This is a genomic window from Mycobacterium shinjukuense, from assembly GCF_010730055.1.
Lineage (GTDB): Bacteria > Actinomycetota > Actinomycetes > Mycobacteriales > Mycobacteriaceae > Mycobacterium > Mycobacterium shinjukuense.
This window is the reverse complement of record NZ_AP022575.1, coordinates 3763747-3790568: the sequence shown is the minus strand read 5'-3', so window position 1 is coordinate 3790568 and position 26822 is coordinate 3763747. Positions and strand designations below refer to the sequence as shown.

General features: G+C 67.7%; 26 protein-coding genes. 9 read left to right on the top strand and 17 right to left on the bottom strand.

The features are described 5' to 3' along the window. Positions 1-614: 614 nt before the first annotated feature. Entirely contained in the window at positions 615-5210 is a 4596-nt protein-coding gene (gltB, locus tag G6N20_RS17100; protein ID WP_083049247.1) for a glutamate synthase large subunit, read from the top strand. Beyond that, a complete protein-coding gene (locus tag G6N20_RS17095; RefSeq protein ID WP_083049249.1) occupies positions 5203-6669 on the top strand; it encodes a glutamate synthase subunit beta in 1467 nt (488 codons plus the stop codon). Before gltB ends, G6N20_RS17095 begins: the two co-directional genes overlap by 8 nt. A 230-nt stretch (positions 6670-6899) precedes the next feature. On the opposite strand, the gene G6N20_RS17090 is transcribed toward G6N20_RS17095, so the two are convergent. After that, entirely contained in the window at positions 6900-7214 is a 315-nt protein-coding gene (locus tag G6N20_RS17090; RefSeq protein WP_158084765.1) for a hypothetical protein, read from the bottom strand. Positions 7215-7584: 370 nt separating this feature from the next. Between G6N20_RS17090 and G6N20_RS17085 the strand changes: the two genes are divergently transcribed. Continuing rightward, complete coding sequence (locus G6N20_RS17085) at positions 7585-8592, top strand: PHP domain-containing protein (protein ID WP_083049253.1); 1008 nt, start codon at positions 7585-7587, stop codon at positions 8590-8592. Positions 8593-8623: 31 nt separating this feature from the next. On the opposite strand, the gene G6N20_RS17080 is transcribed toward G6N20_RS17085, so the two are convergent. Then, positions 8624-9268: a TetR/AcrR family transcriptional regulator gene (locus G6N20_RS17080; RefSeq protein WP_083049255.1), complete on the bottom strand. Its 645-nt coding sequence runs from the start codon at positions 9266-9268 to the stop codon at positions 8624-8626. Positions 9269-9354: 86 nt separating this feature from the next. Between G6N20_RS17080 and G6N20_RS17075 the strand changes: the two genes are divergently transcribed. Next, entirely contained in the window at positions 9355-10824 is a 1470-nt protein-coding gene (locus G6N20_RS17075; protein WP_083049258.1) for a flavin-containing monooxygenase, read from the top strand. A gap of 3 nt (positions 10825-10827) precedes the next feature. On the opposite strand, the gene rraA is transcribed toward G6N20_RS17075, so the two are convergent. The 9 genes from rraA to G6N20_RS20485 form a co-directional block, all read right to left on the bottom strand. Next, on the bottom strand, positions 10828-11316 hold the full coding sequence (rraA, locus tag G6N20_RS17070) for a ribonuclease E activity regulator RraA (protein WP_083049260.1): 489 nt from the start codon (positions 11314-11316) through the stop codon (positions 10828-10830). Positions 11317-11333: 17 nt separating this feature from the next. Continuing rightward, positions 11334-11744, bottom strand: coding sequence for an Rv3852 family protein (locus tag G6N20_RS21820; protein ID WP_083049262.1), 411 nt, complete (start codon positions 11742-11744; stop codon positions 11334-11336). An 88-nt stretch (positions 11745-11832) separates the two neighbouring features. Then, positions 11833-12057: a hypothetical protein gene (locus tag G6N20_RS17060; protein WP_232065364.1), complete on the bottom strand. Its 225-nt coding sequence runs from the start codon at positions 12055-12057 to the stop codon at positions 11833-11835. Between the two features lie 78 nt (positions 12058-12135). After that, entirely contained in the window at positions 12136-12792 is a 657-nt protein-coding gene (locus G6N20_RS17055) for a DUF6474 family protein (protein ID WP_083049264.1), read from the bottom strand. 106 nt (positions 12793-12898) lie between these two features. Next, positions 12899-13297, bottom strand: a complete 399-nt coding sequence (locus G6N20_RS17050; RefSeq protein ID WP_083049341.1) for a helix-turn-helix domain-containing protein — start codon at positions 13295-13297, stop codon at positions 12899-12901. A gap of 463 nt (positions 13298-13760) precedes the next feature. Beyond that, positions 13761-14459 carry a TMEM165/GDT1 family protein gene (locus G6N20_RS17045; protein ID WP_083049267.1) on the bottom strand — a complete coding sequence of 233 codons (699 nt, stop codon included), beginning with the start codon at positions 14457-14459 and terminating at the stop codon, positions 13761-13763. Between the two features lie 251 nt (positions 14460-14710). Further along, positions 14711-15244, bottom strand: a complete 534-nt coding sequence (locus G6N20_RS17040; protein WP_083049268.1) for a peptidase — start codon at positions 15242-15244, stop codon at positions 14711-14713. Positions 15245-15455: 211 nt separating this feature from the next. Next, the gene (locus G6N20_RS17035; protein WP_083049270.1) at positions 15456-16079 is read right to left on the bottom strand and encodes a superoxide dismutase; all 624 of its coding nucleotides are present in this window, start codon (positions 16077-16079) and stop codon (positions 15456-15458) included. A gap of 156 nt (positions 16080-16235) precedes the next feature. Then, positions 16236-16391, bottom strand: a complete 156-nt coding sequence (locus G6N20_RS20485) for a hypothetical protein (protein ID WP_169715461.1) — start codon at positions 16389-16391, stop codon at positions 16236-16238. Positions 16392-16898: 507 nt separating this feature from the next. On the opposite strand from G6N20_RS20485, the gene G6N20_RS17030 reads away from it, so the two are divergent. Next, positions 16899-17948: a DUF4328 domain-containing protein gene (locus G6N20_RS17030; protein WP_083049272.1), complete on the top strand. Its 1050-nt coding sequence runs from the start codon at positions 16899-16901 to the stop codon at positions 17946-17948. Between the two features lie 4 nt (positions 17949-17952). Then, a complete protein-coding gene (locus G6N20_RS17025; protein WP_083049274.1) occupies positions 17953-18777 on the top strand; it encodes a glycerophosphodiester phosphodiesterase in 825 nt (274 codons plus the stop codon). Between the two features lie 97 nt (positions 18778-18874). Here the strand turns inward: G6N20_RS17025 and G6N20_RS17020 are convergent, their stop codons facing one another. From G6N20_RS17020 to G6N20_RS17010, 3 genes are all read right to left on the bottom strand, one after another. Further along, complete coding sequence (locus G6N20_RS17020) at positions 18875-19420, bottom strand: ferritin (protein WP_083049276.1); 546 nt, start codon at positions 19418-19420, stop codon at positions 18875-18877. 165 nt (positions 19421-19585) lie between these two features. After that, entirely contained in the window at positions 19586-20803 is a 1218-nt protein-coding gene (locus G6N20_RS17015) for an LCP family protein (protein ID WP_372516379.1), read from the bottom strand. 67 nt (positions 20804-20870) lie between these two features. Further along, positions 20871-21653: a DUF2470 domain-containing protein gene (locus G6N20_RS17010; protein WP_083049282.1), complete on the bottom strand. Its 783-nt coding sequence runs from the start codon at positions 21651-21653 to the stop codon at positions 20871-20873. Positions 21654-21745: 92 nt separating this feature from the next. On the opposite strand from G6N20_RS17010, the gene pheA reads away from it, so the two are divergent. Both pheA and G6N20_RS17000 read left to right on the top strand, forming a co-directional pair. After that, entirely contained in the window at positions 21746-22720 is a 975-nt protein-coding gene (pheA, locus tag G6N20_RS17005) for a prephenate dehydratase (RefSeq protein WP_142272069.1), read from the top strand. Further along, the gene (locus tag G6N20_RS17000) at positions 22717-23403 is read left to right on the top strand and encodes a histidine phosphatase family protein (RefSeq protein WP_083049288.1); all 687 of its coding nucleotides are present in this window, start codon (positions 22717-22719) and stop codon (positions 23401-23403) included. The genes pheA and G6N20_RS17000 overlap by 4 nt, the downstream gene beginning before the upstream one ends. A gap of 15 nt (positions 23404-23418) precedes the next feature. Here the strand turns inward: G6N20_RS17000 and G6N20_RS16995 are convergent, their stop codons facing one another. From G6N20_RS16995 to G6N20_RS16985, 3 genes are all read right to left on the bottom strand, one after another. Further along, positions 23419-23622: a hypothetical protein gene (locus G6N20_RS16995; RefSeq protein ID WP_083049291.1), complete on the bottom strand. Its 204-nt coding sequence runs from the start codon at positions 23620-23622 to the stop codon at positions 23419-23421. A 72-nt stretch (positions 23623-23694) separates the two neighbouring features. Then, a complete protein-coding gene (locus G6N20_RS16990; RefSeq protein WP_083049294.1) occupies positions 23695-24045 on the bottom strand; it encodes a metallopeptidase family protein in 351 nt (116 codons plus the stop codon). 4 nt (positions 24046-24049) lie between these two features. Beyond that, entirely contained in the window at positions 24050-25426 is a 1377-nt protein-coding gene (locus G6N20_RS16985) for a septum formation family protein (RefSeq protein WP_142272070.1), read from the bottom strand. A gap of 110 nt (positions 25427-25536) precedes the next feature. Between G6N20_RS16985 and serS the strand changes: the two genes are divergently transcribed. Further along, positions 25537-26808: a serine--tRNA ligase gene (gene serS / locus G6N20_RS16980; RefSeq protein WP_083049300.1), complete on the top strand. Its 1272-nt coding sequence runs from the start codon at positions 25537-25539 to the stop codon at positions 26806-26808. The last annotated feature ends 14 nt before the right edge of the window (positions 26809-26822 follow it).

Below are 26822 nucleotides of genomic sequence, written 5' to 3'. Positions count from 1 at the left end.
GAGCCGCTGTCGGCGCTAGATCACCAACGCCCGTTGTGGTTTGGGCTTTAGACTCCTATTACTATCGTGCAAACTCAGCCCGGGGCCCGTGGGGGCCGCTGGGCAACGCCGTGGGTCCGGCGATCGGCGATCCCGACGGCATTGCTGCCACGTCTTATCTCGCGCAGTGTTGCCGGTGTGACGGACCTGCGCGCCGGCGACGAGGCCGGCAAACGGCCCATCCCCGTGAACGCAGCAAACTCGCCTAAGCGGTTGGTGTGGCCGGCGACCCGCGGAATGCGCTTCGCCATGGGCAGAGTCTGCGACGGGAAAACCGGGACGTCGAGTCGCCGCCGAGGGGTGGTTACGGGAATGTAGGATGCCGCCAGCCGGCAGGTTAGTATGAGAAAGTTGGCATGTCAGGCGGGTTTTGTCATATCGTTTTACGACTTGTCGAGACCGGTTCCGGGGCCACCGTTCAGCGTTGCACGGACCAATCACCAACCGGATCAGCCACGCCTGGCCAACAGCCTATCGACAAGACCACGGGGGTCTCGCCCGCAACCTTTGGGTGAGGCTCCGGCGGAGCCGCTGATAGGGCCGCGCGGAGAAGTCTGGTGAAGGGTTAGGTGGGAATGACGCCCAAGCGCGTCGGGCTGTACGACCCCGCGTTCGAACACGATTCGTGCGGGGTGGCCATGGTCGTCGACATGCACGGCCGACGAAGCCGCGACATCGTGGATAAGGCGATCACCGCCCTCCTGAACCTGGAGCATCGCGGTGCACAGGGCGCCGAACCGCGCAGCGGTGACGGTGCGGGCATCTTGCTTCAGGTCCCCGACGCATTCCTTCGCGAGGTGGTGGATTTCGACCTGCCCGCCCCCGGCAGCTACGCCACCGGTATCGCGTTCTTGCCGCAGTCGTCTCGAGACGCCGCGGCGGCCTGCGCCGCCGTGGAGAAGATCGCCGAAGCCGAGGGGCTGCAAGTGCTGGGTTGGCGCAGCGTCCCCACCGACGACTCCTCGCTGGGCGCGCTGTCCCGCGATGCCATGCCCACCTTCCGGCAGGTGTTCCTGGCCGGAGCGGCTGATATGGCGTTGGAGCGGCGCTGCTACGTGGTCCGCAAGCGCGCCGAGCACGAACTCGGCACCAAGGGCCCGGGTCAGGACGGACCGGGCCGGGAAACCGTGTACTTCCCGAGCCTGTCCGGCCAGACGTTCGTCTACAAGGGCATGCTGACCACCCCGCAGCTCAAGGCGTTCTACCTGGACCTGCAGGACGAGCGGCTGACCAGCGCGCTGGGCATCGTGCACTCGCGGTTCTCCACAAACACCTTCCCGTCCTGGCCGCTGGCGCATCCGTTCCGGCGGATCGCGCACAACGGGGAGATCAACACCGTCACCGGCAACGAGAACTGGATGCGGGCCCGCGAGGCGCTGATCAAGACCGACATCTTCGGGTCGGAAGCTGACGTGGAGAAGTTGTTCCCGATCTGCACACCCGGTGCCTCCGACACCGCGCGCTTCGACGAGGTGCTGGAACTGCTGCACCTGGGGGGACGCAGCCTGGCCCACGCGGTGCTGATGATGATCCCCGAGGCCTGGGAGCGCCACGAGAGCATGGACCCCGCGCGTCGGGCGTTCTATCAGTACCACGCGTCGTTGATGGAGCCGTGGGACGGCCCGGCCTCGATGACGTTCACCGACGGCACCGTGGTGGGTGCCGTGCTGGACCGCAACGGCCTGCGCCCGTCGCGGATCTGGGTCAGCGACGACGGCCTGGTGGTGATGGCCTCCGAGGCCGGCGTGCTGGATCTGGACCCGTCGAAGGTGGTGCGCCGGATGCGGCTGCAGCCGGGCCGGATGTTCCTGGTGGACACCGGGCAGGGGCGCATCGTCTCCGATGAGGAGATCAAGGCCGAACTGGCCGCCGCGCACCCCTACCAGCAGTGGCTCGACAAGGGCTTGGTTCCGCTCGACAAGTTGCCGGCGGGCAAGTATGTGCGCATGCCGCATCACCGGCTCGTGATGCGACAGCTGGTTTTCGGCTACACCTACGAGGAGCTGAACCTGCTGGTTGCGCCGATGGTGCGGAACGGCGCCGAGCCGATCGGATCGATGGGCACCGATACCCCGGTCGCCGTCCTGTCGCAGCGACCGCGGATGCTGTACGACTACTTCCACCAGTTGTTCGCCCAGGTGACCAACCCACCGCTGGACGCCATCCGTGAGGAGGTGGTGACCAGCCTGCAGGGCACCACCGGCGGGGAGCGTGACCTGCTCAACCCGGACGAGGACTCCTGTCACCAGATCCTGTTGCCGCAGCCGATTCTGCGTAACTACGAGTTGGCCAAGCTGATCAACCTCGACCCCGACACGGTGGTCAACGGACGCCCGCACGGCATGCGGTCGCAGGTCATCCGCTGCTTGTACCCGGTCGCCGAGGGCGGCGCCGGGCTGGCGGCCGCATTGGCCGAGGTACGCGCTCAGGCCTCGGGGGCGATCGCCGACGGGGCACGGATCATCGTGTTGTCCGACCGCGATTCCGACGAGCGGATGGCCCCCATCCCGTCGCTGCTGGCCGTTGCGGGGGTGCACCACCACCTGGTGCGTGAACGCACCCGCACCCACGTGGGTCTGGTCGTGGAGTCCGGTGACGCCCGCGAGGTGCACCACATGGCGATGCTGCTCGGGTGTGGCGCGGCCGCGGTCAACCCCTACCTGGTGTTCGAGTCGATCGAGGACATGCTCGACCGCGGCGTCTTGGAAGGTGTCGGGGACGGGATCGACCGCAAGACGGCGCTGAACAACTACATCAAGGCCGCCGGCAAGGGCGTCCTGAAGGTGATGTCCAAGATGGGCATCTCGACGCTGGCGTCCTACACCGGCGCGCAACTGTTCCAGGCGGTCGGCGTCTCCCAGGCGGTGCTCGACGAATACTTCACCGGGCTGCGCTGTCCAACCGGCGGCATCACCCTGGACGACATCGCCGCCGACGTCGCTGCCCGGCACGCGCTGGCCTACCTGGACCGACCGGGCGAACGCGCGCACCGCGAGCTCGAAGTGGGTGGGGAATACCAGTGGCGCCGGGAGGGCGAATACCACCTGTTCAACCCGGAGACCGTTTTCAAGCTGCAGCACTCCACCCGCACCGGTCAGTACAAGATCTTCAAGGAATACACCCGTCTGGTCGACGACCAAAGCGAGCGGATGGCGTCGCTGCGCGGGCTGCTGAAGTTCCGCACCGGCGTGCGTCCGCCGGTGCCGCTGGACGAGGTGGAGCCGGCCAGCGAAATCGTCAAGCGCTTCTCGACCGGGGCGATGAGCTACGGCTCGATCTCCGCTGAAGCGCACGAAACCCTGGCGATTGCGATGAACCGGCTGGGCGGCCGGTCAAACTGCGGCGAAGGCGGCGAGGACGCCCGCCGATACGACCGCGATCCCAACGGGGACTGGCGCCGCAGCGCGATCAAACAGGTCGCCTCCGCGCGGTTCGGCGTCACCTCGCATTACCTGACCAACTGCACCGACATCCAGATCAAGATGGCCCAGGGCGCTAAACCCGGTGAGGGAGGCCAGCTTCCGGGGCACAAGGTGTATCCGTGGGTGGCCGAAGTCCGGCATTCCACACCCGGTGTCGGTCTGATCTCACCGCCGCCACACCACGACATCTACTCCATCGAGGATCTGGCGCAACTGATCTACGACCTCAAGAACGCCAACCCGTCCGCCCGGGTGCACGTCAAGCTGGTCTCCGAGATCGGCGTGGGCACGGTGGCCGCGGGGGTATCCAAGGCCCACGCCGACGTCGTGCTGATCTCGGGGCACGACGGCGGCACCGGCGCGACCCCGCTGACATCGATGAAGCACGCCGGCGCACCCTGGGAGTTGGGTCTGGCCGAAACTCAGCAAACGTTGCTGCTCAACGGGTTACGTGACCGGATTGTGGTGCAGGTGGACGGCCAACTCAAGACCGGTCGCGACGTGATGATCGCCGCGCTGCTGGGCGCCGAGGAGTTCGGCTTTTCCACCGCCCCACTGGTGGTCGCCGGCTGCATCATGATGCGGGTATGCCATCTGGACACTTGCCCGGTCGGCGTGGCCACCCAGAACCCGGTGCTGCGGGAGCGGTTCACCGGCAAGCCCGAGTTCGTCGAGAACTTCTTCATGTTCATTGCCGAAGAAGTGCGGGAATACATGGCGCAGTTGGGCTTCCGCACCTTCAACGAGGCCGTCGGGCAGGTGGGGTCGCTGGACACCACACTGGCGCGGGCGCACTGGAAGGCGCACCGTCTGGACCTGACGCCCGTGCTGCACGAGCCGGAATCGGCGTTCATGAACCAGGATCTGTACTGCAGTTCGCGCCAGGATCATGGCCTGGACAAGGCGCTGGATCAGCAGCTGATCGTGATGAGCAGGGAGGCACTGGATTCCGGCACCCCGGTCCGATTCTCCACCACCATCAGCAACGTCAACCGCGCGGTGGGCACCATGCTCGGTCACGAGGTGACGAAAGCCTATGGCGGCCAGGGTTTGCCGGACGGAACCATCGACATCACGTTCGAGGGGTCGGCGGGGAACAGCTTCGGCGCCTTTGTGCCAAAGGGGATTACGTTGCGGGTTTACGGCGATGCCAACGATTATGTTGGCAAGGGCCTGTCCGGTGGTCGGATCGTGGTGCGGCCGTCGGACAATGCGCCGCAAGACTATGTCGCCGAGGACAACATCATTGGCGGCAATGTGATCCTGTTCGGCGCCACCAGTGGGGAGGTCTTCTTACGCGGGGTGGTCGGCGAGCGGTTCGCGGTGCGCAATTCCGGGGCACATGCCGTCGTCGAGGGGGTGGGCGACCATGGCTGCGAGTACATGACCGGTGGCCGGGTGGTCATCTTGGGCCGTACCGGCCGCAACTTCGCCGCCGGCATGTCGGGCGGCGTGGCCTATGTGTATGACCCCCACGGTGAATTGCCCGACAACCTCAACACCGAGATGGTCGACGTCGAAACCCTCGACGAGGACGATGCGGAATTCCTGCACGGCTTCATCGCGGCACACGTCGATGCCACCGATTCCGCTGTCGGGCAGCGGATCTTGGCCGACTGGGCGGTGCAGCAACGGCACTTCATCAAGGTGATGCCACGGGACTACAAGCGGGTGCTGCAGGCGATCGCCGAGGCCGAACGTGACGGCGTGGACGTCGACAAGGCGATCATGGCGGCCGCGCATGGCTGACCCGACCGGCTTCCTGAAATACACCCACCGGAGGTTGCCGAAGCGGCGGCCCGTCCCGCTGCGTCTGCGCGACTGGCGCGAGGTCTACGAGGAGTTCGACAAGGCGACCCTTCGCCAGCAGGCGACGCGCTGCATGGACTGCGGGATCCCGTTTTGCCACAACGGGTGTCCGCTGGGCAACCTGATCCCGGAGTGGAACGACCTGGTGCGCAGGAACCGCTTTCGGGACGCGATCGAACGGTTGCATGCCACCAACAACTTCCCCGACTTCACCGGCCGGCTGTGCCCGGCCCCGTGCGAGCCAGCGTGTGTGCTCGGCATCAACCAGGACCCGGTGACCATCAAGCAGATCGAGCTGGAGATCATCGACCGAGCCTTCGAGGAAGGCTGGGTGCAACCGCGGCCGCCGCAGAAACTGACCGGGAAGACGGTCGCCGTGGTGGGTTCGGGACCGGCCGGCCTGGCGGCCGCTCAGCAGCTCACCCGCGCGGGGCACACGGTGACCGTCTTCGAGCGCGAGGACCGCATCGGGGGCCTGCTGCGCTACGGTATCCCGGAATTCAAGATGGAAAAGCGCCACCTCGACCGGCGCCTGGAGCAGATGCGGGCCGAAGGCACCGAGTTCCGCGCCGGCGTCAACGTCGGCGTCGACATCACCGCCGATCAATTGCTCGCCGATTTCGATGCGGTGGTGCTGGCCGGGGGGGCCACCGCCTGGCGCGAGCTGCCCATTCCCGGCCGGGATCTCGATGGCATCCACCAGGCGATGGAATACCTGCCCTGGGCCAACCGGGTCCAGGAAGGGGACGACGTGCTGGGTGCCGACGGGCAGCCGCCGATCACCGCCAAGGGCAAGAAGGTCGTCATCATCGGCGGTGGTGACACCGGGGCCGACTGCCTGGGCACCGCGCACCGCCAGGGCGCGGTCAGCATTCACCAGTTCGAGATCATGCCCCGCCCCCCGGACTCTCGGGCGCCGTCGACCCCGTGGCCGACCTACCCGCTGATATACCGCATCTCCGCGGCGCATGAAGAGGGCGGCGAACGGGTTTTCTCGGTCAATACCGAGGAGTTCATCGGACGCGACGGGCACGTGAGTGCGCTTCGGGCGCACGAAGTGACGCTGCGGGACGGCACGTTCGTCAAGGTCGAGGGCACCGACTTCGAGCTCGAGACGGATCTGGTTTTGCTGGCGATGGGATTTGTCGGCCCGGAGAAGCCTGGCCTACTTACCGACCTGGGCGTGCAGTTCACCGACCGCGGCAACGTCGCCCGCGGCGACGACTTCGAGACGTCGGTTCCGGGTGTGTTCGTTGCCGGGGACATGGGGCGCGGCCAGTCATTGATCGTCTGGGCGATCGCCGAGGGCAGGGCCGCGGCGGCGGGTGTGGACCGGTACCTGATGGGTTCGAGCGCGCTGCCGGTCCCGATCAAGCCGACCGCCGCACCACTGCAGTAGTCCCATCAGTCGCACTAGCCTCATCAGAAACACGCGGGCAATCGCTCGGCGCGTCGCTCACGGTTTGCCAGATGGGAGGTGTCTAATTAGCCGTTGTGGGCTGTGTCACATAATGACCAGACGGTGGGTCATATGCGGCGTCCCAGTTGAATTGTCCGATAGCAGGAGTTGTCACTGTGCGTAGCAACCCAGTACCCCGGTCCCGAGTGGGACGAATTGCCTGGTCATGGTTACGTCACCCGGTAAAGAGCCACGAATTCCCCGCCAGAAATGAGCGCCTGATAACCGCCGAGGAGCTGCTGCGCTACGCCGTGTAGCCACCTGACGGGTGCCCAGATGCGCACCAGATGTTGTTTGCTCAGCTTTATCGGATTGTTATCTAGATGAATAGCCTCGAGGCCGATGTGCGATAAGCGGGTGTCGGCACCAGCGCGGGTGATGCTGATCGGCGCAGCGAGAGGTGCCGGCGCAGCATGGGGGCGGTCGAGCGCACGTTCAGCGAGGATGACGCGCAGGCCGAGCTCGGTTGGAAAAATGCTGGACACGCTGCCGCGATCTACACTGGCGACCAAGCACGATTGCGCCATCGTGCAATCGCGGAACACGCGGCGCTAGGCGTGCACGGGGAGGATGACCATGGCGACACCGCAGACGCAACCGGTGGCCGGCAGGACCCCGCTAGGTAGCCGGTCGGTACGCAATGCCGCTGCCAACGCGGCCGCGACCGTCAGTAAGAGGACCGGCCGGGAAGTCGACCCGCGGGTGAAGCAACTCGCCGAATCGCGGTGAGGCGCGGACCGGGCGCGCAAGGTAGCCCGAAGTGTTCATGGCCCTTGCTCATCCTCGCGAGATAGGTGGGTTCGCCGTGGTCTTCACCGGATTCGTCGTCGAGTAACCGCTCGGGAGCCCGAGGCCATGGACCCGGTAGCCGCGCTGCGTCAGATCGCCTACTACAAGGACCGCAGCCGTCACGACCCCCGGCGAGTCATGGCGTATCGCAACGCCGCCGACATCATCGAGCGGCTCGACGACGCCGCGCGCGAGCGGCACGGCCGGGCCAACAGCTGGCAGTCGCTGACGGGCATCGGACCCAAGACCGCGGAGGTGATCGCACAGGCGTGGTCCGGCCGGGAACCGGACCTGTTGGTCGAATTGCGAGCCTCCGCGCAGGATTTCGGTGGCGGCGCGATCCGTGCCGCGCTGCGCGGCGATCTGCACCTGCATTCGGATTGGTCGGACGGGTCGGCGCCGATCGAAGAGATGATGGCCACCGCGGCCGCGCTGGGCCACCAGTACTGCGCGGTCACCGACCACTCGCCGCGGCTGACCATCGCCAACGGCCTGTCGGCGGACCGGTTGCGCAAACAGCTCGACGTGATCGAGGAGCTGCGGGACAGGTTCGCACCGATGCGCATTCTCACCGGCATCGAGGTCGACATTCTCGACGATGGCACCCTGGACCAGGATCCCGAGCTGCTGCGGCGCCTGGACATCGTGGTGGCCAGCGTGCACTCGAAGCTCTCCATGGATTCGGCGGCGATGACCCGCCGAATGGTGCGTGCCGTCTCCAACGGCCGCGCGAACGTGCTCGGTCACTGCACCGGACGGCTGGTCACCGGCGACCGTGGCATCCGGCCAGAGTCGAAGTTCGACGCCGAGGCGGTGTTCAGTGCCTGCCGGGAGCACGGCACCGCCGTGGAGATCAACTCCCGTCCGGAGCGCCGAGACCCGCCGACCCGGCTGCTGAGGCTCGCGCGTGACATCGGCTGCGTGTTCAGCATCGACACCGACGCGCACGCGCCCGGGCAGCTGGACTTCCTCGGCTATGGCGCCCAACGCGCGCTGGACGCCGACGTGCCCGTCGACCACATCGTCAACACCTGGCCGGCCGAGCGGCTGCTGGCGTGGGCGGGGTCGACTTAGCTACCCGACGGGCTGCCCGGCTCGCTACCAGCTAGCTGGCCGCGCCGTAGATGCTGCTGACCCAGATGTGCACCAGGGTGTCCACCACGTGCGGTTCCGGGATGCAGGGCTGCTCGGCAGCAAACGATGCGCACAACGTCCGCTCGTTCATCAGGTTCAGCGCGGTGGCGAGCTCCTGGGACGGCAGGGTGTGGGGCGCGGCCCCGCGCTCGCGCTCCGCGTCGATCACGGCGGCGGTGTAGTTGATCCATTTCTGCATGAAGGTCGACCACAGCTCGCGGACCTCGGCATTGGTCGCCGCGGCGACCTGCGCCGCCCGGGTCACCGCCTTGTGCGCGCCGAACGTCTCGAAGAACACGTTGATCCCGGTGCGCCACATGGTGTCCCGATCGGCCGGATGTTCGATGAGGGCTTCCAGCGCGGAGTCGGCCTCGTTGATCACCCGATCCAGCAGCGTCAACAGCACCGCTTCCTTGGACGGGAAATAGAAGTAAAACGTCGGCCGGGAGATGCCGGCACCTTTGGCCAGGCCGTCGACCGAGATGTCGGCCAATGGCCGCTCCGCGAGAAGGCTCTCGGCGGTGGCCAAGATCGCCAGTTCGCGATCGTCGCCGGATGGCCGGGCACTGCGCCGACCGCGGTGGAGTGCGGGCTGGCTAGCGGCAGAGGTGGTCACGACGGGCAAGCTTACTCCGTGTCGAGACTTTCGACACTACGTTGACGACCTCGACATAGCGTTGATACCGTGCCTTCATGGGTCAGATGACTGAGCACCTGGACGTGGTGATCGTGGGCGCCGGCATCTCGGGGGTGAGCGCGGCCTGGCACTTGCAAGCTCGCTGCCCGACCAAGAGCTACGCCATCCTGGAAAAGCGGGCGGTCATGGGCGGCACCTGGGACCTGTTTCGCTACCCCGGCATTCGCTCCGATTCCGACATGTACACGTTAGGCTTTCGGTTCCGCCCGTGGACCGACCGCCAGGCCATCGCCGACGGCGGGCCGATCCTGGAATACGTCAAGAGCACGGCGGCCATGTACGGCATCGACAAGCACATCCGGTTCAACCACAAGGTGGTCAGTGCCGACTGGTCGAGCGGCGAGCGTCGCTGGACCGTGCACATCGACCGCGATGGCACGCCGAGCACGCTCAGCTGCTCGTTCCTGTTCCTGTGCAGCGGCTACTACAACTACGAGCAGGGCTACCTGCCGAAGTTCGCCGGCTCGCAGGACTACACCGGCCCGATCATCCATCCGCAGCACTGGCCCGAAGACCTCGACTATGCCGACAAGAACATCGTCGTGATCGGCAGCGGCGCCACCGCCGTCACCCTTGTGCCCGCACTGGTGAATTCCGGTGCCAAACATGTCACCATGCTGCAGCGCTCCCCGACCTACATCGTGTCCCAGCCAGACCGCGACAGCATCGCCGAACGGCTCAACCGCTGGCTGCCCCCGAAGGTGGCCTATACCGCGGTTCGGTGGAAGAACGTGCTACGCCAGGCCGCGGTGTACGCGGCCTGCCAGAAGTGGCCGCGCCGCATGCGGAAAATGTTCATGGGTTTGGCCCAGCGTCAGCTCCCGCAGGGCTACGACGTGCGCAAGCACTTCGGCCCGCACTACAACCCGTGGGAGCAGCGGCTGTGCCTGGTGCCCAACGGTGACCTGTTCCGCGCCATCCGACACGGGCAGGTCGAGGTCGTCACCGACACCATCGACCGGTTCATCCCAACCGGTATTCGGCTCAACTCGGGTCGCGAACTGTCGGCCGACATCATCATCACCGCAACGGGTTTGAATTTGCAGCTCTTTGGCGGGGCGACGGCCAGCATCGACGGCGAACCCGTGGACCTCACCCAGACCATGGCCTACAAGGGCATGATGCTGTCTGGCATCCCGAACATGGCCTACACGGTCGGATACACCAATGCGTCGTGGACCCTGAAAGCTGACCTGGTGTCCGAGTTCGTCTGTCGTCTGTTGAACTACATGGACGCCAATGGGTTTGACACCGTGGAGGTCGAGCGTCCGGGTTCCGATGTCCAGGAACGACCGTTCATGGAGTTCACCCCGGGTTACGTGCTGCGCTCCCTGCACGAGCTGCCCAAGCAGGGTTCGCGCACGCCGTGGCGGCTAAACCAGAACTACCTGCGCGACATCCACCTGATCCGGCGCGGCAAGATCGACGACGAGGGTCTGCGGTTCGCCAAAAAGCAAGCTCCGGTGCCGGTTTAGCATTTAGCTCGCGTCGGCGGAGACGACGACGATCCCGTCGTCGTCGCTGTAGGCGATCTCGCCTGGCACGAACGTCACACCGCCCAAGGTAACCTCGACGTCGCGTTCCCCCGCACCGGTCTTGGTGCTCTTGCGGGGATTGGTGCCCAGCGCCTTGATGCCGATGTCGATGCTGCGCAGGGCGGCGGCGTCGCGCACCGCGCCATACACGACCAGGCCGGCCCAGCCGTTGCAACGCGCCGATTCGGCGATGACGTCGCCGACCAACGCGGTGTGCAGCGACCCGGCACCGTCGATCACCAGCACCCCACCGGCACCCGGTTGGGAGAGAACCGACTTCAGCAGCGCGTTGTCCTGGAAACATCGCACGGTGCTGATGGGGCCGGCGAACTCGCTGCGGCCGCCGAACTGCCGGAACTGGAGGTCGCAGCTGCGCACATCGGGCCCGATATCATCGACCAAGTCGGCGGTGGGCCGGAAGGACACGGTCATCGTGGTGCCACCGGTGTTCAGTGGCGGCGCAGTTGCCGGACCAGCAGGATGGCCAACAGGCTGAGGGTGATCGCAATTATCACTGGCACGGGGAAATTCCTCGGTGACGGCCGCGATCCGTTTTGGGGAAGCGGGTTTTTGGCCCTGTCCACGGTTGACTTTGCTTGTGCCGCAGCATCTTTAGCGGCAGCGCCAAGCTGGCCGTTGGTTTCGATCTGCTGCCCGACGGGCGGCTTTGCCAGCTTCGGGGGCACGGGTTCGGGACGCTTGGCGGGAGCCTTCTTGGCGGGCGCTTTTTTCGCCGGCCCCTTCTTCGCGGGGGCTTTCTTGGCGGGGGCCTTTGCGGCCTTCTTGGCCGGCTGCCGTTTGGCCGGTGGCTGCGATGCCCCCCCGGGTTCGCTGTCGGGTCGATCCTGCGGGTCTGCCATGCGGCCGCTCCTTTGCAGCTTCGTCGTTGCTGTCGCCGGGTCCCATCATGCCAGGACAGATCGCTGCGTCGTCGCGGCTACCTTGGCATCAGGGTTTGCGTCGCGCCGCCCACAATGCGGCCGCGGCGACCGCTGCCACCGTGCCGAGCGCGAACGGCCAGGCCGGCACGTCGTCGCCGCCGCGAGCGTCGGCGGCGGGCCGATGCCATCCGATGGTGGGCCCGGCCTGCGCGGCGGCCACCTCCGTGGTCGGCGTCGTGAGCAACGCCACGGCCAGCAGCAGCGCCACCCACGCCGACAGCAGCCGCCTCACCGGTAGGCGGTGTCGTCCGGCGACGATCCGGGTGGCCCGTCGTGGGATGGCGCGCAGCGAAGTCATCGTTTCGGCCGGTTAGGTCAATCCGAGCCGAGCCATCAGGTCGGCCTCGATGCCGTCGAGCTGCGACGAGATCGCGGAGTGGGCGTCGCGGCGCCGGGCCGACGGCATGTTTTCGGCAGCGCCGACCGCCGCCGACAGAGCGGTCAGCCGCTCGGTGATGGCCGTCACGAACTGCTGGGTCTCGGCGTCCCTCGGCTTCTTTTCCCGCACCGTCCGCAGCGACTGTTCCGCGCCCGCGATCCGTGCCGACAATCGCGCGCCGTGCCCGGAGAACCGGCCGAGTTGGGCCAGCGGAATCCCCAGCCGGTCCGCGCGGCGTTGATCGATCAGCCCGCGCGCCGCCATGGCGGCCCGGTATATCAGCGGCGTGAGGATCGGCGCGAGCAGCCGAGACACCGCGAGCAGACGTCGAATTCGGGTGGGCGAGAGCAACCTACCTTCGCGCGCCACCTTGAGTTGGGTTTCGGCGACTTTCAGCGCCGCCCGGTCGCTGTCCCGCTGGGCCTTGAGCCGTGCCTTGAGGGCCTTCGTCTCGGCTCGCTGGGCGGCCTTGATGCGGCGCTTCTCGTTTTTAGCGGCCAGCCTGGCCTCCAGGCGGGCGCGGGCCCTGAGCGCGCGGGCTTCGGCACGACGCGTAGCGCGGCTCCTTCGCTTGCGGAACAGGCCCATTGCCGGCCGCCTCCCGGTATCTCGTGGACTATCGCGATGCGGATGCGCGATCGCTGGGCCAACCCTAATCGGGGTGGGCCGCCGCCAAGCCGTCAGGGCAGCGGGTCTAAGCGTCGAGCCCCTCCGTGCGGCGCAGCTCATCGATCCGCTCCAGAACCTGCTGTTGCGCCTGGGGCGACAAATCCTGGATCTTGGACGCGACCCGGCGCACGGCGTCGTCACGCATGGTGGCCAGCCACTGCAGTTCCTTGTCGAGCTTCTCGTAGTATTCGTCGTCGGTGAAGTAGGCGGGCTTGATGCGGAAGAAGTTGGCGAGGGCGGCCATGGTCGCCGCCGATGGGTTGGTGCGGTTGCCGGAACGTAGCTGCGATAGGTACGGAGCCGACATCGTGATGCCCTCCGCCTTGAGCGCGGCGATCACCTCCGCGGAGGTGTGCGCCCCGCGTCCGGGTGGATACACCGTGTCAAACAGGCGGTTCAAGCGGGCAGCAAATGTCGTGCTCATCGATATGACCTCCACCTGGCTGAAAGGGCTAACGATTATCTAGATGTATTTGCTGATCATGGTAGCGACAGTTGTGTTCACAACCAAGTGCAAACCTGACCGGATCGGCTGACGGGGTGCCGCGTGGCCGGTGAAGACGGCCTCTATGAGCCTCCAACCGATCGCGCTGGGTGTCCACAAGATGAACGGATTTCACAGGTTATCCGCAGAATACCCGCCGAGAACGTGCTCGGCGTTTTATCCTGCTCATCCTGGGAGGCGGGGTCGGCTGGCCGTTGTCGGAAGGGTTCAACCAACGTTGGGCAACCAGCACACCGCGGGGACCCGGCGAAACCGGCATTTGCTGTCCGGCATCGCGGGGCGCCCGCCCAGCGACCCGCGGCGCCGCCGGAGAGGCTCCCGAACCAACCCAGGGACGGCTGGGATGCCTGGGCTGGGTGGGGTGCGTGCGGTCACCCGCCGGTTAGCCGACATCCCCCGACCCGCGGGAGGTCCCAGCCGTCGCACGCCGCCTCCGAAGAGTTTGCGCGGTGCACCCAGTCGCCGCGACCAGCACCGCCGCTCCGGTGACCGCGATGGCGGCCGCGCGCCATCCCAACGCGTCGTCGAACAGCATCCACAGCCCGAAGACCAGAAACATCAGACTGGCCAGGGCGTGCAGCAGCCGCTCGGGCAACCGTTGATGCAGCAGCAATCCCACCCCGACGGCGAGCCCGTCAGCCACGATCATGCCAAGCGTGGTGCCCAGCCAGACACCGGCCCAATTGTGATCGCTGGCCAACATCACCGTCGCCAGCGTGGTCTTGTCGCTGGCTTCGGCCAGCACGAATGACGACACCACGGTGAGCAGCGCAAACCGGGGTTCACCAGCGGCCGATACGTTGCCGGCGTCGCGCGCCGCGCCTTCGCGCCAGGTCCACGCCGCGAAAACCAGGAAGGCGATCGCCGAGGCGATCGCCATCGGCCGAGCCGGCAGCGCGGCGCCCAGAAAATGACCGGCCGCCACGGAGACCCCGTGCATGGTGGACGCGGCGATCGCCACCCCGAGCAGCACCACCCACCAGCGGTAGCGCAGCGCATAGGTCATGGTGATCAGCTGGGACCTATCGCCGAGCTCGGCAAGAAAGACCACCCCGAGGCTCAGCAGTGTGGCGGCGAGCATGACGGGCAACCTTTCGACGCGTGGTCGACGACCTGTCGGTCATCGAACATCGGTCGAAGTCTCACCCACCGTCGCAACGGTTCGCCGGCCGGGCTGTCTGCCAGTATGTCGACTCGACGATTCGGGGCTACTCCCCTTCGCTGACGCCCCCAGGCTAGCGGACAATTGTGGCGTGCGCCAGGCGGGCGGCGAAGTTCGGACGGCCGAACCTATTGTTACTTCGTGGGCTGAACTAATTCGTTCGAATTCCCTTATGCCGCAAGCAGCATTGCCAGAATCGCGGTGTCTGGATGGCTGATCGGATCCACGCCGACACGGCTCACCATCGAGGTGATGGTGCCGTCGGCTTCCGCCTCCACCCAGGCGGCCCGATGCTCCAAGCCCAGATACGGCAAACCGGGCAGCAGCACACACCCGGAAGCGGCCCCCGCGCATTCCGGCAACGACGGCGTCGTTTCCGAGGGCGGATGCAGCATCAGCAAGGCGGGCGGCTGGTGGTCAGCGAAATATCCTGGCTGAATGGCGGATTCGCCGAAGACGGTGCCCTCGGCCAGCACCAGCCCGACGGTGCCCGGCGCGGGTTCGTCGGGCAACTCCTCGCGGGCTCCGAAAACGGTTGTGGTGGCAAGCAAGCCGGGCAACGAAGCCACCCGAACCGCCACCATCAACAGCTGCGCCCACTCTTTCGTCGAATCCGGCCAGCGTCCGGAGATGACAAATCCCTTCAGGGCGCCACGAGAATGAAAGGGGGCAACCCCTATAGGTCGACTTGACCCAGCATTCATGTCGCCCTCCGAAACGCCTCCGTCCGAATTGACCACGTTGGCAGCTCCAGTAAATGGTAGCTCGAATAACCAAGCATGCGGGCGGGTTACGCGCCCCCGCAACTCGACACGGCTACCCATCGCCGAGTTCACAAAATGGACACATGAGGGCCTGACTCACGGCGAGGGCGCCGCGCGATCCGGCGCGGCGCCCACGCCGGGCGCACCGGGCTCAGCCGAATATCAGCCCCTGGGTTTTCGAGGTCGCCGCCGCGTAGCGCGACTGCACGTCCGCCCAGTTCACGACGTTCCAGAACGCCTTGGCGAAGTCGACTTTGACATTTTTGTACTGCAGGTAGAAGGCGTGCTCCCACATGTCGAGGAGCAGCAACGGAATGATTCCCAGCGGGAAGTTGGTCTGATGGTCATACACCTGGAAGATCAACAGCTTGCCGGCCAGCGTGTCCCAGCCCAGCGCCGCCCAGCCCGACCCCTGCACGGTGGTAGCGGCCGCGTGGAACTGCGCACGAAACTTATCGAACGAGCCGAACGAGTCGTCAATGGCCGCGGCCAGTTCGCCGGTCGGCTTGTCACCGCCGTCGGGGGACAGGTTCTTCCACCAGATGGTGTGATTGACGTGACCGGCGAGGTTGAAAGCCAGATTCTTTTCGTTCAGCAGGATCGCCGAGTGGTCGTCCTGGGCGCGAGCCTCTGCCAGTTTGGCGACGGCGTCGTTGGCGCCCTTGACGTAGGTGGCGTGGTGCTTGCTGTGATGCAGCTCGTTGATCTGACCCGAGATGTGCGGCTCCAGCGCTCCGTAATCCCAGTCCAAGTCGGGCAAGGTGTATTCGGCCACGGCATTCCTTCCTTCGATCAAGCAATCGTCTGAGCGTCTTTTCGCGTCGGGATCCCCGACGCGATGGGCTGGCGTACACAACCCTGCTCCATGACCGCGCGCGCCGCAAGGACGACCCGGATGGGTTACTGCCCGGGATACCCGGCTAGCCAGAGTTCACGACAACACGATGAGGGCGAGTATCCCCAGCAAGGCCAGGGCGATCAGGCCTGCCCGCCACGCGGCCACGACGTAGGCGTGATTCCACGCCGGCGACCCGGAGTACGAGTTCGACGGTGTCGTCGACCCCGGACCGAACGAATGTGTGGCCATGACACGCCTTTCACCTGCACACTCACCCTGCAGTGAGGTGAGTCACAACGAAGTTCGCGTCCGCGATCATAGCGCGTAGTGCGTGGCTTGGAAAACCAGGCCGAAGGCCTGTGCCGGGGCTCAACCAAGGCGTCGTGGGGTTTGGGTGCCGCCGGGCGCAGCTGCGGGGTGTTTAGCGCGGCAAGGCACTTCGCTCGGATTACCGACCAGGCTGTCGATCGGCACGCCTGAAAGGGACGTTATCCACAGCGATAGCCCACGCTGGCCGAGGGAGACACCGGCAAAGACGCGGAGACGATCTCGCTAGCTGTGGATAAAGCTGTGGAAATTGTGGATAGCCGCAAAGTAGCTGGGAGCCCGTCGGGCTCGCATCGTCGCCGGGTTGGGCTGGATTGCCCGGCTCCTCCTCGAGCCCGACGGGCTCGCATCGTCGCCGGGCTGGGCTGGATTGCCCGGCTCCTCCTCGAGCCCGACGGGCTCGCATCGTCGCCGGGCTACGCTGGTGCGGTGATCCAGGTGTGCTCCCAGTGCGGCACTCGATGGAACGTCCGAGAACGGCAACGCCTGTGGTGCCCCCGCTGCCGGGGTGCGCTCATGGCGCCGCTGCCCGAGGGTCCGGTCCGCGACCCGCGGTGGCGTACGCCCGCTGGCCCGCAGCTGCCGACGGCGCCCGTCACGGGGCGCACACCGCCGCGGCTGCCACCCGGCTTTCGATGGATAGCCGTGCGTCCCGGCGCCCCGCCGCCGCGGCGGTCCGGGCGACGACACCGCGGGCCCACCCCCCATTACGCGGTGATGCCGCGTTGGGGGCTGGCCGACCGCGTCGACCAGGCCGTCCCGGCGGCCCGGCAGCCAACACTGGCGGCGGGGCCATCGGCTACGACGGTGCGTGCCACGCTTTTCATCACGCAACTGGTGCTGTGCATCGCGGCGATGGTGTTTGTGGTGCGGTATGTGCTGCTGGTCATCAACCGCAACACGTTGCTGAACTCCGTGGTGGCCGGCGCCTCAGTCTGGCTGGGCGTGGCGGTCAGCCTGGCGGCGATGGTGGCGGTCGGCACCAGCGCGGTGTTGCTCATCCGGTGGTTGACCGCGCGGCGGGCCGCCGCGTTGCGGCACCGGGGCCTTCCGGAACAGCGTTCCCGCCGGGCGTTATGGGTCGGCTGCCTGCTGCCGCTGGCCAACCTGGTGTGGGCGCCGGTGTATGTCATCGAGCTGGCCCTGGTCGAAGACCACTACCCGCGGCTGCGCCGCCCGATCGTGGTGTGGTGGGGCGTTTGGGTTTTCAGCAACGTGATATCGATCTTCGCGATCGCCACCAGCCGGGTCTCAGATGCCCAGGGCATCGCCAACAACACCGTCATGATGGTGCTCGGGTACTTGTGTGCGGCGGCCACCCTCGCCGCCGTTGTGCGGGTCTTCGAGGGGTTCGAGCGCAAGCCGGTGGAACGCCCCGCCCGTCGCTGGATCGTGGCAGGCCCCGCTTCGGCAGACCGGCCGGCCGCGTCCCCGGCTGCCGCTGCGGTTGAGTCGCAGGGGCAGGAACCGGCAGCATAGTGGCATGACGGGGGCCGACGGGGTGCTCGCCGGGCATCCATTCGTGGTTGCCCACCGTGGTGCGTCGGCCGCCCGGCCGGAACACACGCTGGCCGCCTACGACCTGGCCCTCAAGGAGGGCGCCGACGGCGTGGAATGCGATGTGCGGCTGACCCGCGACGGTTTTCTGGTGTGCGTGCACGACCGCCGCTTGGACCGGACCTCGACCGGGGCCGGGCTGGTCAGCACGATGACGCTGGAGCAGTTACGCGAGCTGGAGTACGGCGCATGGCACGAGAGCTGGCGTCCGGATGGCACGCACGGCGACACCAGTCTGCTGACCCTGGACGCGCTTGTTTCGCTGGTGCTGGACTGGCACCGGCCGGTGAAGATCTTCATCGAGACCAAGCACCCCGTCCGCTATGGGTCGCTGGTGGAAAGCAAGCTGCTGGCGCTGCTGCACCGCTTCGGGATCGCCACGCCCGCCTCCGCCGATCGATCCCGCGCGGTGGTGATGTCTTTTTCGGCCGCCGCCGTCTGGCGGATCCGACGGGCCGCGCCGCTGCTGCCGACCGTGCTACTCGGCAAGACCGCCCGTTACCTGGCCAGCAGCGCCGCCACCGCCGTCGGCGCCACCGCGGTGGGGCCGTCATTGCCGGCGTTGCGGGAATATCCGCTGCTGGTGGACCGGGCCGCGGCCCAGGGCCGGGCGGTGTACTGCTGGAACGTCGATCAGTACGACGACATCGACTTCTGCCGGGAGGTCGGGGTGGCCTGGATCGCCACCCACTATCCGGGCCGCACCAAGGCGTGGCTGCAAGACAGGCGGGCCACCGGCAGCAGCGGCTAGCGAAGCTAGCGGCTGGCGGTCCTGCGCGTCACGCGTGTCGGGGGTTGCAACCAGGGTGACCCCGCATGCGAGCGAGGCCGCTAGCCACACCCATGCTCTAGAGCTGGCCGCCGGCGACGTGTGGCGCGTCCGGCCCGGCCGGTGCGCGGCTCACCTCGCGGTCGACGAAGTTTTCCAGCTCGAACAGGTTGGCTCCTGCCCGATCGGCGACCCGGACCAGTCTGGACATCTGCGCGACCTCTTCGATCTGCTCCTTCAGAAACCACTGCATGAACTGCTCGCCCAAGAAATCACCCTCGTCGCGCGCGACGCCGGCCAGCCGGCTCACCTGGTCGGTGACGGCACGTTCCTGGTCCAGGGCGAGCGCCAGCGCGTCGCGCGGTCCGTCGAACTGGTTGCGCACCGCGTCCGCCCCGGGGATCTCGACACGCAGGCCACGGTCAAGCAGATGCTGCACGAGCATCATCGCGTGATTACGCTCCTCGACCGCTTGGGCGTAGAAGTGCTTCGCCAATCGGGGCAGGTCGGCGCCGTCGAAATAAACCGCGATCGCTATGTATTGCTGGGCGGCCGTGAATTCGTTGGAAATTTGTTCTTGTATTAACGCGTGGAATTTAGACCTGGGTCCGTCGTAATCGGTCATGGGTGCAGGCTATCCGAGGTCAATGGCTGTCTGCAAGGAAGGCATCGCTTACTCAGGAAAGGTTTTCCTCAGTGCGTCGCGAATGGTACGAATGGTCGACGAAGGCCAGGTTTTCCTAAGTAAAGCAAGGCTATATTGAAATGCACAATGTCATTGTCTGGCAATTTATGATTGCCCCGCCAGAGCGGCCGGCACCGGCGCATCGGCGGCCAGAGCGTCAAACAAGCCTCGGGCGCCGTCGTGGTCCCACACCACCACCGAGCCGGCGTCGCCGCTGATGAACTGGCCGATCGGGACGGTGATCGGGATGGTGTCGCGCAGCGCCCAGCCCAGCCGGGCCAGGTCCCATCCACGGTCACCACGGTCAACGGTCAAGGCCTCGGCGGCGGCGCGCGGCACCGAATACCAACGCCATGGACTCAGCCACACCACGGGGCGTGTGGCGCGGTGCAGCAGGGCCGTCAAGGCCAGCCGTTGGTTGATCATCCGGTCCAGATCCGCCCGTGGCGTGGCCCGGGTCCGCACGTAGCCCAGGGCAGCACGGCCGCCCAGCCGCTGGCAACCGGCTGGCAGGTCGATCCCGGCCAACGGATCGCGGATCGGCTCGGCCGGGCACACGGTGATCCCGCCCAGGGCGTCCACCAGGACGGCGAATCCGCTGAAGCCGACCTCTGCGTAATGGTCCAGCCGCAGACCGGTGGCCCCCTCGACGGTCCGGGTCAACAAGGATGCCCCACCCATGGCGAACGCGGCGTTGATCTTGTCGGTGCCATGGCCGGGGATCGGGACATATGAGTCGCGCGGGATGGACACCATCGTGGGCGCGGTGCTGGACCCCAGCCTGGGCAGGTGAACGAGCAGGATGGTGTCGGTGCGACCGGCGCCGACGTCGCCGCCGGTGGCCAGATCCCGCTGCTGTTGGGTGGTGAGGCCCTGGCGGCTGTCGGAGCCGACCAGCAGCCAGTTCGTGCCGCGGCCCGGTCCCGGGCGACCGGAGTAGTCGGTGAGGATCGGCTCGCGGTGCAACGCGGCGTCCAGCCACACCGCCCCGCCGACCATCCCGGTGCCGAGCAAGAACGCACCGATCAGCAGGCTGCGGGCTGCCACCCGGACCCAACGGTGTCGGCCGCGCGTGCGGCGTGGTTTCGGCGAGACCAGGCGTGGCGACGGCCCCGACGGCATCGCGGGCCGGCGCGGGGTGGGTGCCGGCGGGCGCCGTGGCGGGACGGCGTGTTCGGCCGCCGGTCGGGGCGGGCTGATCGGGCGCCGAATCACCTGCGAGGGCTCGGGATGGGTCGGATGCATGGGATGGGCAAGCCGCGGCGGCGCCGGTCGTCGGGATGTCCCGAGGTCCGGAAGCCCCGGTGAGCGGTCGCCGTTCACCCGGATACCGTACGTGGCCGCAGCCAGTTGGTGCAGCCAGCCGAGACGGCCCAGCGGAGGGCCGGCGCTACCTGCGGGCGTGCAGCCCGTTGATGAACGGGCACCCCATCAGCATCCGGATGGCCTGGCTGAGCCCGGCCATATCGTCCACCGGTCGATGAAACGGCAGCCGGACGTCGCGGTCGCCGTCGCTACCTTCGACGCGAAACCGCACGCCATACCGGTCGAGCCCAAGCGGGCGGACCTGTCCGCGCCGCAGCGGCGCCGGCAACCTGGACACCAGCCGCGCGACCACATCGTCGTGGGCGGTGGCCAGATGCCACAGCAACGCCGACTCCAGCTCGCAAAACGGGTCGGGTCGGGCCGCGAGCAGGTCCCCGACGGTGACCGACTCGGCGCCGGTGGCGTCGGTCACCACCACCGATGCGATCTCCAGCCGCAGCAGCGCGTGCCGGGCCTGCGTTCCGGGCGCCGCACCGGATTTGGGCGTTTGGACCTGCAGCAACGCCGGATTCGGGTGCTCGGTGGCGATCAGGTCCAGCAGCTTGGCCACCGCGCCGGGCGGTACTTGGTGGATCCGGCCGCGCACCCACACCAGCGAACGGACGGGCTCACGCACCGGCAGCGGCGCGTAGTCGGTCAGCTCCAGCAACGCCTGCGAACCACTAGCGGCGTCCGCGCCGCGATCGATCGGAACCGCCACGGCGAAGGATCCGTCGAACATCAAGTGGTGTACGGCGGTGGCCACCGGCTCCTCACGCTCGACCGCCAGCAGGGCGCCGCCGGCCCGTACACAGGCGCTGCGAATGCGTTCAGCGGTCGTCGGCGCGGCGGTGTTGAGCGGCAACATCGGACCTCCGAGTCTTAGGTAAGCCTAAGTTAACTTAGATGGGGAGCCTCTGCAAGACTCGTGGTACTCGGCGCGCCGTTAGGGTTGTCAGCGTGGCCCGCATCGCTTATCTCGGTCCGGAAGGGACCTTCACCGAGGCGGCCTTGCTGCAGATCGCGGCCAACGGAGGCATTCCCGGGCACGATCCGGATTCTCTGCGGCCGATGCCGGTCGAGAGCACCCCCGCCGCGCTGGACGCCGTCCGTGACCGCACGGCCGACTATGCGTGCGTGCCGATCGAGAACTCCATCGACGGGTCGCTGGCGCCCACCCTGGACAGCCTGGCCCTCGGTTCGCCGCTGCAGGTGTTCGCGGAGATGACGCTGGACGTGGCGTTCAGCATCGTCGTACGGCCCGGTCGCGGCGCCACCGAGGTGCAAACACTAGCGGCCTTTCCGGTGGCTGCCGCCCAGGTGCGGCGGTGGCTTACCACCCATCTGCCCGGGGTCGACCTGCGGCCGGCGTATTCCAACGCCGACGCCGCCCGGCAGGTGGCCGATGGCCAGGTGGACGCGGCGGTGACGTCGCCGTTGGCCGCCACGCGCTGGTCGCTGCAGACGCTGGCCGAAGGTGTCGTCGACGAGGCCAACGCGCGCACCCGCTTCGTGCTCATCGGCCCACCGGGGCCGCCCCCGGCCCGCACCGGTGCCGATCGCACGTCGGCGGTCTTACGCATCGACAACCGGCCCGGCGCGCTGGTGGCGGCGCTCACCGAGTTCGGCATGCGCGGCATCGATCTCACCCGCATCGAATCCCGACCCACCCGCACCGAACTGGGCACCTACATGTTTTTCGTGGACTGTCTTGGCCACATCGACGATCACGCGGTCGCCGAGGCACTTAAGGCGCTGCACCGTCGTTGTGCTGACGTGCGATACCTGGGTTCCTGGCCGACGGGCACGGCCACCGGCCCGAGGGCGGCGGTGCCGGCGCCGCCGGATCCGGCAGCGAGCTGGCTGGCGCGGCTGCGGGCGGGCAAGCCCGAGCCGGCCCAGGCCTACCGGGACGACGGGGGCGCGGGACGATGAGCGGTCGATTGGTGCTGCTGCGACACGGCCAGTCGTACGGCAACCTCGAGCGCCGGCTGGACACCCTGCCGCCGGGGGCTGCGCTGACGCCCCTGGGCCGGGATCAGGCCCGGGCGTTCGCGCGCGGCGGCAGCGGGCGGATGGCCATGCTCGCGCACTCGGTGGCCATCCGGGCGTCCGAGACGGCCGCGCTGATCGCCGCGGAGCTCGACATGCCCGTGCGCGAGGTTGCCGGGATTCACGAGGTGCAGGTCGGGGAGCTGGAAAACCGCAACGACGACGAGGCCGTCGCCGAATTCAACGCCATCTACCAACGATGGCACCGCGGTGAGCTGGACGTGGCAATGCCCGGCGGCGAGACCGCCCACGACGTCTTGGACCGATACGTCCCCGTGCTCACCGATTTGCGGCTGCGCTACCTCGACGACGACCGGTGGGATGGCGACATCGTGGTCGTCGCCCATGGCGCGGCGATCCGGCTGGCAGCGGCGGTGCTGGCCGGGGTCGACGGCGAGTTCGTGCTGGCCAACCATCTGGGCAATGCCGAGTCGGTGGTGCTGGCGCCGATCACCGACGGGCGCTGGAGCTGCGTGCGGTGGGCAGCCCGGACGCCGCCGTTCTACCCCGAGCCCGAGCGCGCGGTCGCCGACGCCGTGGCGTTGAGCAGCGATCCGATGGGCTGACGCTCACCTGTCCGATCACACCGCCAGCGCGATAGACCCGGCGCATCCGCACCCGATGGCATCGCAGTCGACGACGAAGGCGTGCGGTACCAGCTGGGGGCTGAGGCAGTCCACTTCGGTGCATTCCGCGCGACCCTGCAACGGGCCGTCAGCGTGGCGGATGAGGGTGCCGTGGCAGTGCTCCACGCCTGCCCGGCAGTCTCGGCAGCCTGTGCTCATACGCCGTTCCTAGCATCGCCGGGCGACAAATCCGGGACGCCGCGCCCGTCGGACTGACGAGAGCATCAACCATCAACCCCAGCCCAGTTCGTCCAGCCGGTCATCGTCGATGCCAAAGTGATGGGCGACCTCATGGATCACCGTGATCGCCACCTGGTTGACCACCTCGTCGACCGAGTCGCACGCGTCCAGCACCGCGTCACGGTAGATCGTGATGGCATCCGGCAGCGACCCGGCGTAGTGACTGTCCCGCTCGGTCAACGCCACCCCCTCGTAGAGGCCGAGCAGCCGATCGTCGCGGGGGTGGCGGTCGGCGACCAACACCACGACGTTGTCCATCGCGGCGGCCAGCTCGGGCGGGATGAGGTCGAGCGCGTCGGAGACCAGTTCGTCGAACCGCTGCGGGTCCATCCGCACGGCCACCCGGCTAGCCCGCCGGTACGGGCTCAGCGACCCCGGGTGCCGGGCCTTCGGGTGGCGGCTGCCCTCCGCCGTCCGCCGGGGGCGGCTGATTCTCCGCCGGCGCCTGAGTGGCCGGCGCCTGGGTGGCCGGCGGCCCGTGGGTGACCGGTGTCTCGGGTGCTTGGGTGGCCGGCCCCGACGGCGCCCGGGAGGGCGTCACCACCGGCTGTTGCTGGGGGAGATGCTGGTTACCCGGCGGGGTGGCCGGGATCTGCACCGGCGCGGGCTGCGGGATCGGCAGCTGCAGCGGAAGGGGCGGCAGGGTGAGCCGCTCTTCGGGGATGTCGGGCGGGGGAACCGGAGGCTGACCGTTGATCAGCAGCGCACCCTTGGCGCTGTTGACCAACGTGGCCCAGCCGCCGTTGCCGAGCGTGGCCCCGATGCTGCAGGCAACCTCGCGGCTGCCCGCCGACCAGCTGGACAGCGACACCGTGGGGTAGATCAGCGTCAGCGTGGTGGTGCGCAACGTGATGGGCGCCAGGTAGGCGTCCGTCATCCGGGTGCAGGCGTCCTTGATCACGCCGTCCTGGTCGGCTTCGGCAGGCGCGGCATTGGGGAACTTCTCGGCCAGGTTGACCGTGCCGGTGACCTCCATCGCGTGCGGCGCAGCACAGTCGACCGGGACATCGACCGGCTGGTTGGTGGTCGAGTCGATGCCCAGGCAGGTGCCCGCCGGCCAGACCTTGGACTGGTCGATGTCGGCGACCTTGCCCTTGAAGGAGACCTGCTGGTTGTTCGGGCCGGGCAGGTGCAGGCCGCACAGCATGCGGCGCTCGCCGGCCTGGCGCCATGCGACGTCGCCGGACCACAACATGCTCACGGTGAACTTGCTGTTGGGATCGAATTTCATGCCGAGGTAGCGCTGCACCGCGGGCACGCACTGCTCCTCGTTGATCTGCTGAATGCGCGCTGGCGACGGCGGCGCGGCGTTCGGCCCGTATTCCGAGCCGGGGAACGTTCGCATATCGACCGACTCGGCCACCTCAAACCGGTGGTCGTCGGCGCAGCTGACGATGGTCGCGGCGTCCGGCGTGCCATCCGGCCACATCAGGCAGTCGCCGCTGGTGGCGCGGTGGAAGGTGGCGTTGCGCTTGACGCCCGTGCTGGGCACCGGATTGTTGGCGAGATAGCCGGCGAGCAGCCCCGGCCCGGAGCCGACGGTGGGGATCGCGGTGACCAGGCCGGCGATCAGCAGGCCGCCCAGCGCGGTCAACAGCAGCGCACGCCTGGTCGCGGACGCCTGGAGGGTGCGCGGCCACCGGAACCCGGCCGCCTGCGACGCCAGGGGCGCCTCGGCGGAGGGTTCGCCGGCCGCGGGATCCGTCACTGGTGCGTCCAACATCCGCTCCATTCTGACAGGGCCCGCACGAAAGCGTGACCCATGTTGGTCAGGTGAGACTCGATCCCCGGCTGGCGCGAACCGACGGCGCCGTCAAAAGTAGTCTTGCGGCCGTGATCGACCTGAAGCTGCTCCGGGAGGATCCCGACGCCGTGCGCCGCTCGCAACTCAGCCGCGGCGAGGACCCGGCGCTGGTGGACGCCCTGCTGACGGCCGACGCCGCCCGCCGGGCCGCGATTTCTGCCGCCGATTCGCTGCGGGCGGAGCAGAAGGCCGCCAGCAAGAGTGTGGGCGCCGCATCACCGCAGCAGCGTCCGGCGTTGTTGCGGCGCGCCAAGCAGCTCGCCGAGCAGGTCAAAGCCTCCGAAGCGGACCAGGCGGCTGCCGAGGCGGCGTTCACCTCGGCCCACATGGCGATTTCGAACGTCATCCTGGACGCGGTACCCGCCGGTGGCGAGCACGACTACGCCGTCCTGGACGTCGTCGGCGAGCCCAGCCAGCTGGAAAACCCGAAGGATCATCTGGAGCTCGGCGAGTCGCTGGGCTTGATCGACATGCGACGTGGCGCCAAGGTGTCGGGTTCGCGGTTCTACTTCCTGACCGGTGCCGGCGCACTGCTGCAGCTGGGCCTGTTGCAGCTGGCGCTGAAGCTGGCCGTGGACAACGGCTTTGTCCCAATGATCACGCCGGTGCTGGTGCGCCCGCAGGTGATGGCGGGCACGGGATTCCTGGGCGCCCACGCCGAGGAGGTGTATCGGGTGGAGGGCGACGACCTCTACTTAGTGGGGACGTCCGAGGTGCCGCTGGCCGGCTACCACTCCGACGAGATCCTGGACCTGTCCGGCGGGCCGCTGCGGTATGCGGGCTGGTCGTCGTGTTTCCGCCGCGAGGCCGGCAGCCATGGCAAGGACACTCGCGGCATCATCCGGGTGCACCAGTTCGACAAGGTGGAGGGATTCGTGTACTGCACCCCCGCCGACGCCGAGGCCGAACATGACCGGCTGCTGGGTTGGCAGCGCGAGATCCTGGCGCGCATCGAGGTGCCGTATCGAGTCGTCGATGTGGCCGCGGGCGACCTCGGCTCGTCGGCGGCGCGCAAGTTCGACTGCGAGGCCTGGATTCCCACGCAGCGGACCTACCGTGAGCTGACGTCGACGTCGAATTGCACCACCTTTCAGGCGCGCCGGCTGGCGATCCGCTACCGCGACGCCGGCGGCAAGCCGCAGATCGCGGCCACCCTCAACGGAACGCTGGGCACCACCCGGTGGCTGGTTGCGATCCTGGAGAACCACCAGCAGCCCGACGGCAGCGTGCGGGTGCCCGACGCGCTGGTGCCGTACGTCGGCGCCGAGGTGCTCGAGCCCGTGCAATTGCGCCGAGCGTGATCGCAGGGCGACAA

Coding starts and splice junctions, on each gene's coding strand:
- gltB (WP_083049247.1), top strand. CDS start 615: ATGACGCCCAAGCGCGTCGGGCTGTACGACCCCGCGTTCGAACACGAT.
- G6N20_RS17095 (WP_083049249.1), top strand. CDS start 5,203: ATGGCTGACCCGACCGGCTTCCTGAAATACACCCACCGGAGGTTGCCG.
- G6N20_RS17085 (WP_083049253.1), top strand. CDS start 7,585: ATGGACCCGGTAGCCGCGCTGCGTCAGATCGCCTACTACAAGGACCGC.
- G6N20_RS17075 (WP_083049258.1), top strand. CDS start 9,355: ATGACTGAGCACCTGGACGTGGTGATCGTGGGCGCCGGCATCTCGGGG.
- rraA (WP_083049260.1), bottom strand. CDS start 11,316: ATGACCGTGTCCTTCCGGCCCACCGCCGACTTGGTCGATGATATCGGG.
- G6N20_RS21820 (WP_083049262.1), bottom strand. CDS start 11,744: ATGGCAGACCCGCAGGATCGACCCGACAGCGAACCCGGGGGGGCATCG.
- G6N20_RS17055 (WP_083049264.1), bottom strand. CDS start 12,792: ATGGGCCTGTTCCGCAAGCGAAGGAGCCGCGCTACGCGTCGTGCCGAA.
- G6N20_RS17050 (WP_083049341.1), bottom strand. CDS start 13,297: ATGAGCACGACATTTGCTGCCCGCTTGAACCGCCTGTTTGACACGGTG.
- G6N20_RS17045 (WP_083049267.1), bottom strand. CDS start 14,459: ATGCTCGCCGCCACACTGCTGAGCCTCGGGGTGGTCTTTCTTGCCGAG.
- G6N20_RS17040 (WP_083049268.1), bottom strand. CDS start 15,244: ATGAATGCTGGGTCAAGTCGACCTATAGGGGTTGCCCCCTTTCATTCT.
- G6N20_RS20485 (WP_169715461.1), bottom strand. CDS start 16,391: ATGGCCACACATTCGTTCGGTCCGGGGTCGACGACACCGTCGAACTCG.
- G6N20_RS17025 (WP_083049274.1), top strand. CDS start 17,953: ATGACGGGGGCCGACGGGGTGCTCGCCGGGCATCCATTCGTGGTTGCC.
- G6N20_RS17020 (WP_083049276.1), bottom strand. CDS start 19,420: ATGACCGATTACGACGGACCCAGGTCTAAATTCCACGCGTTAATACAA.
- G6N20_RS17010 (WP_083049282.1), bottom strand. CDS start 21,653: ATGTTGCCGCTCAACACCGCCGCGCCGACGACCGCTGAACGCATTCGC.
- G6N20_RS17000 (WP_083049288.1), top strand. CDS start 22,717: ATGAGCGGTCGATTGGTGCTGCTGCGACACGGCCAGTCGTACGGCAAC.
- G6N20_RS16995 (WP_083049291.1), bottom strand. CDS start 23,622: ATGAGCACAGGCTGCCGAGACTGCCGGGCAGGCGTGGAGCACTGCCAC.
- G6N20_RS16985 (WP_142272070.1), bottom strand. CDS start 25,426: ATGTTGGACGCACCAGTGACGGATCCCGCGGCCGGCGAACCCTCCGCC.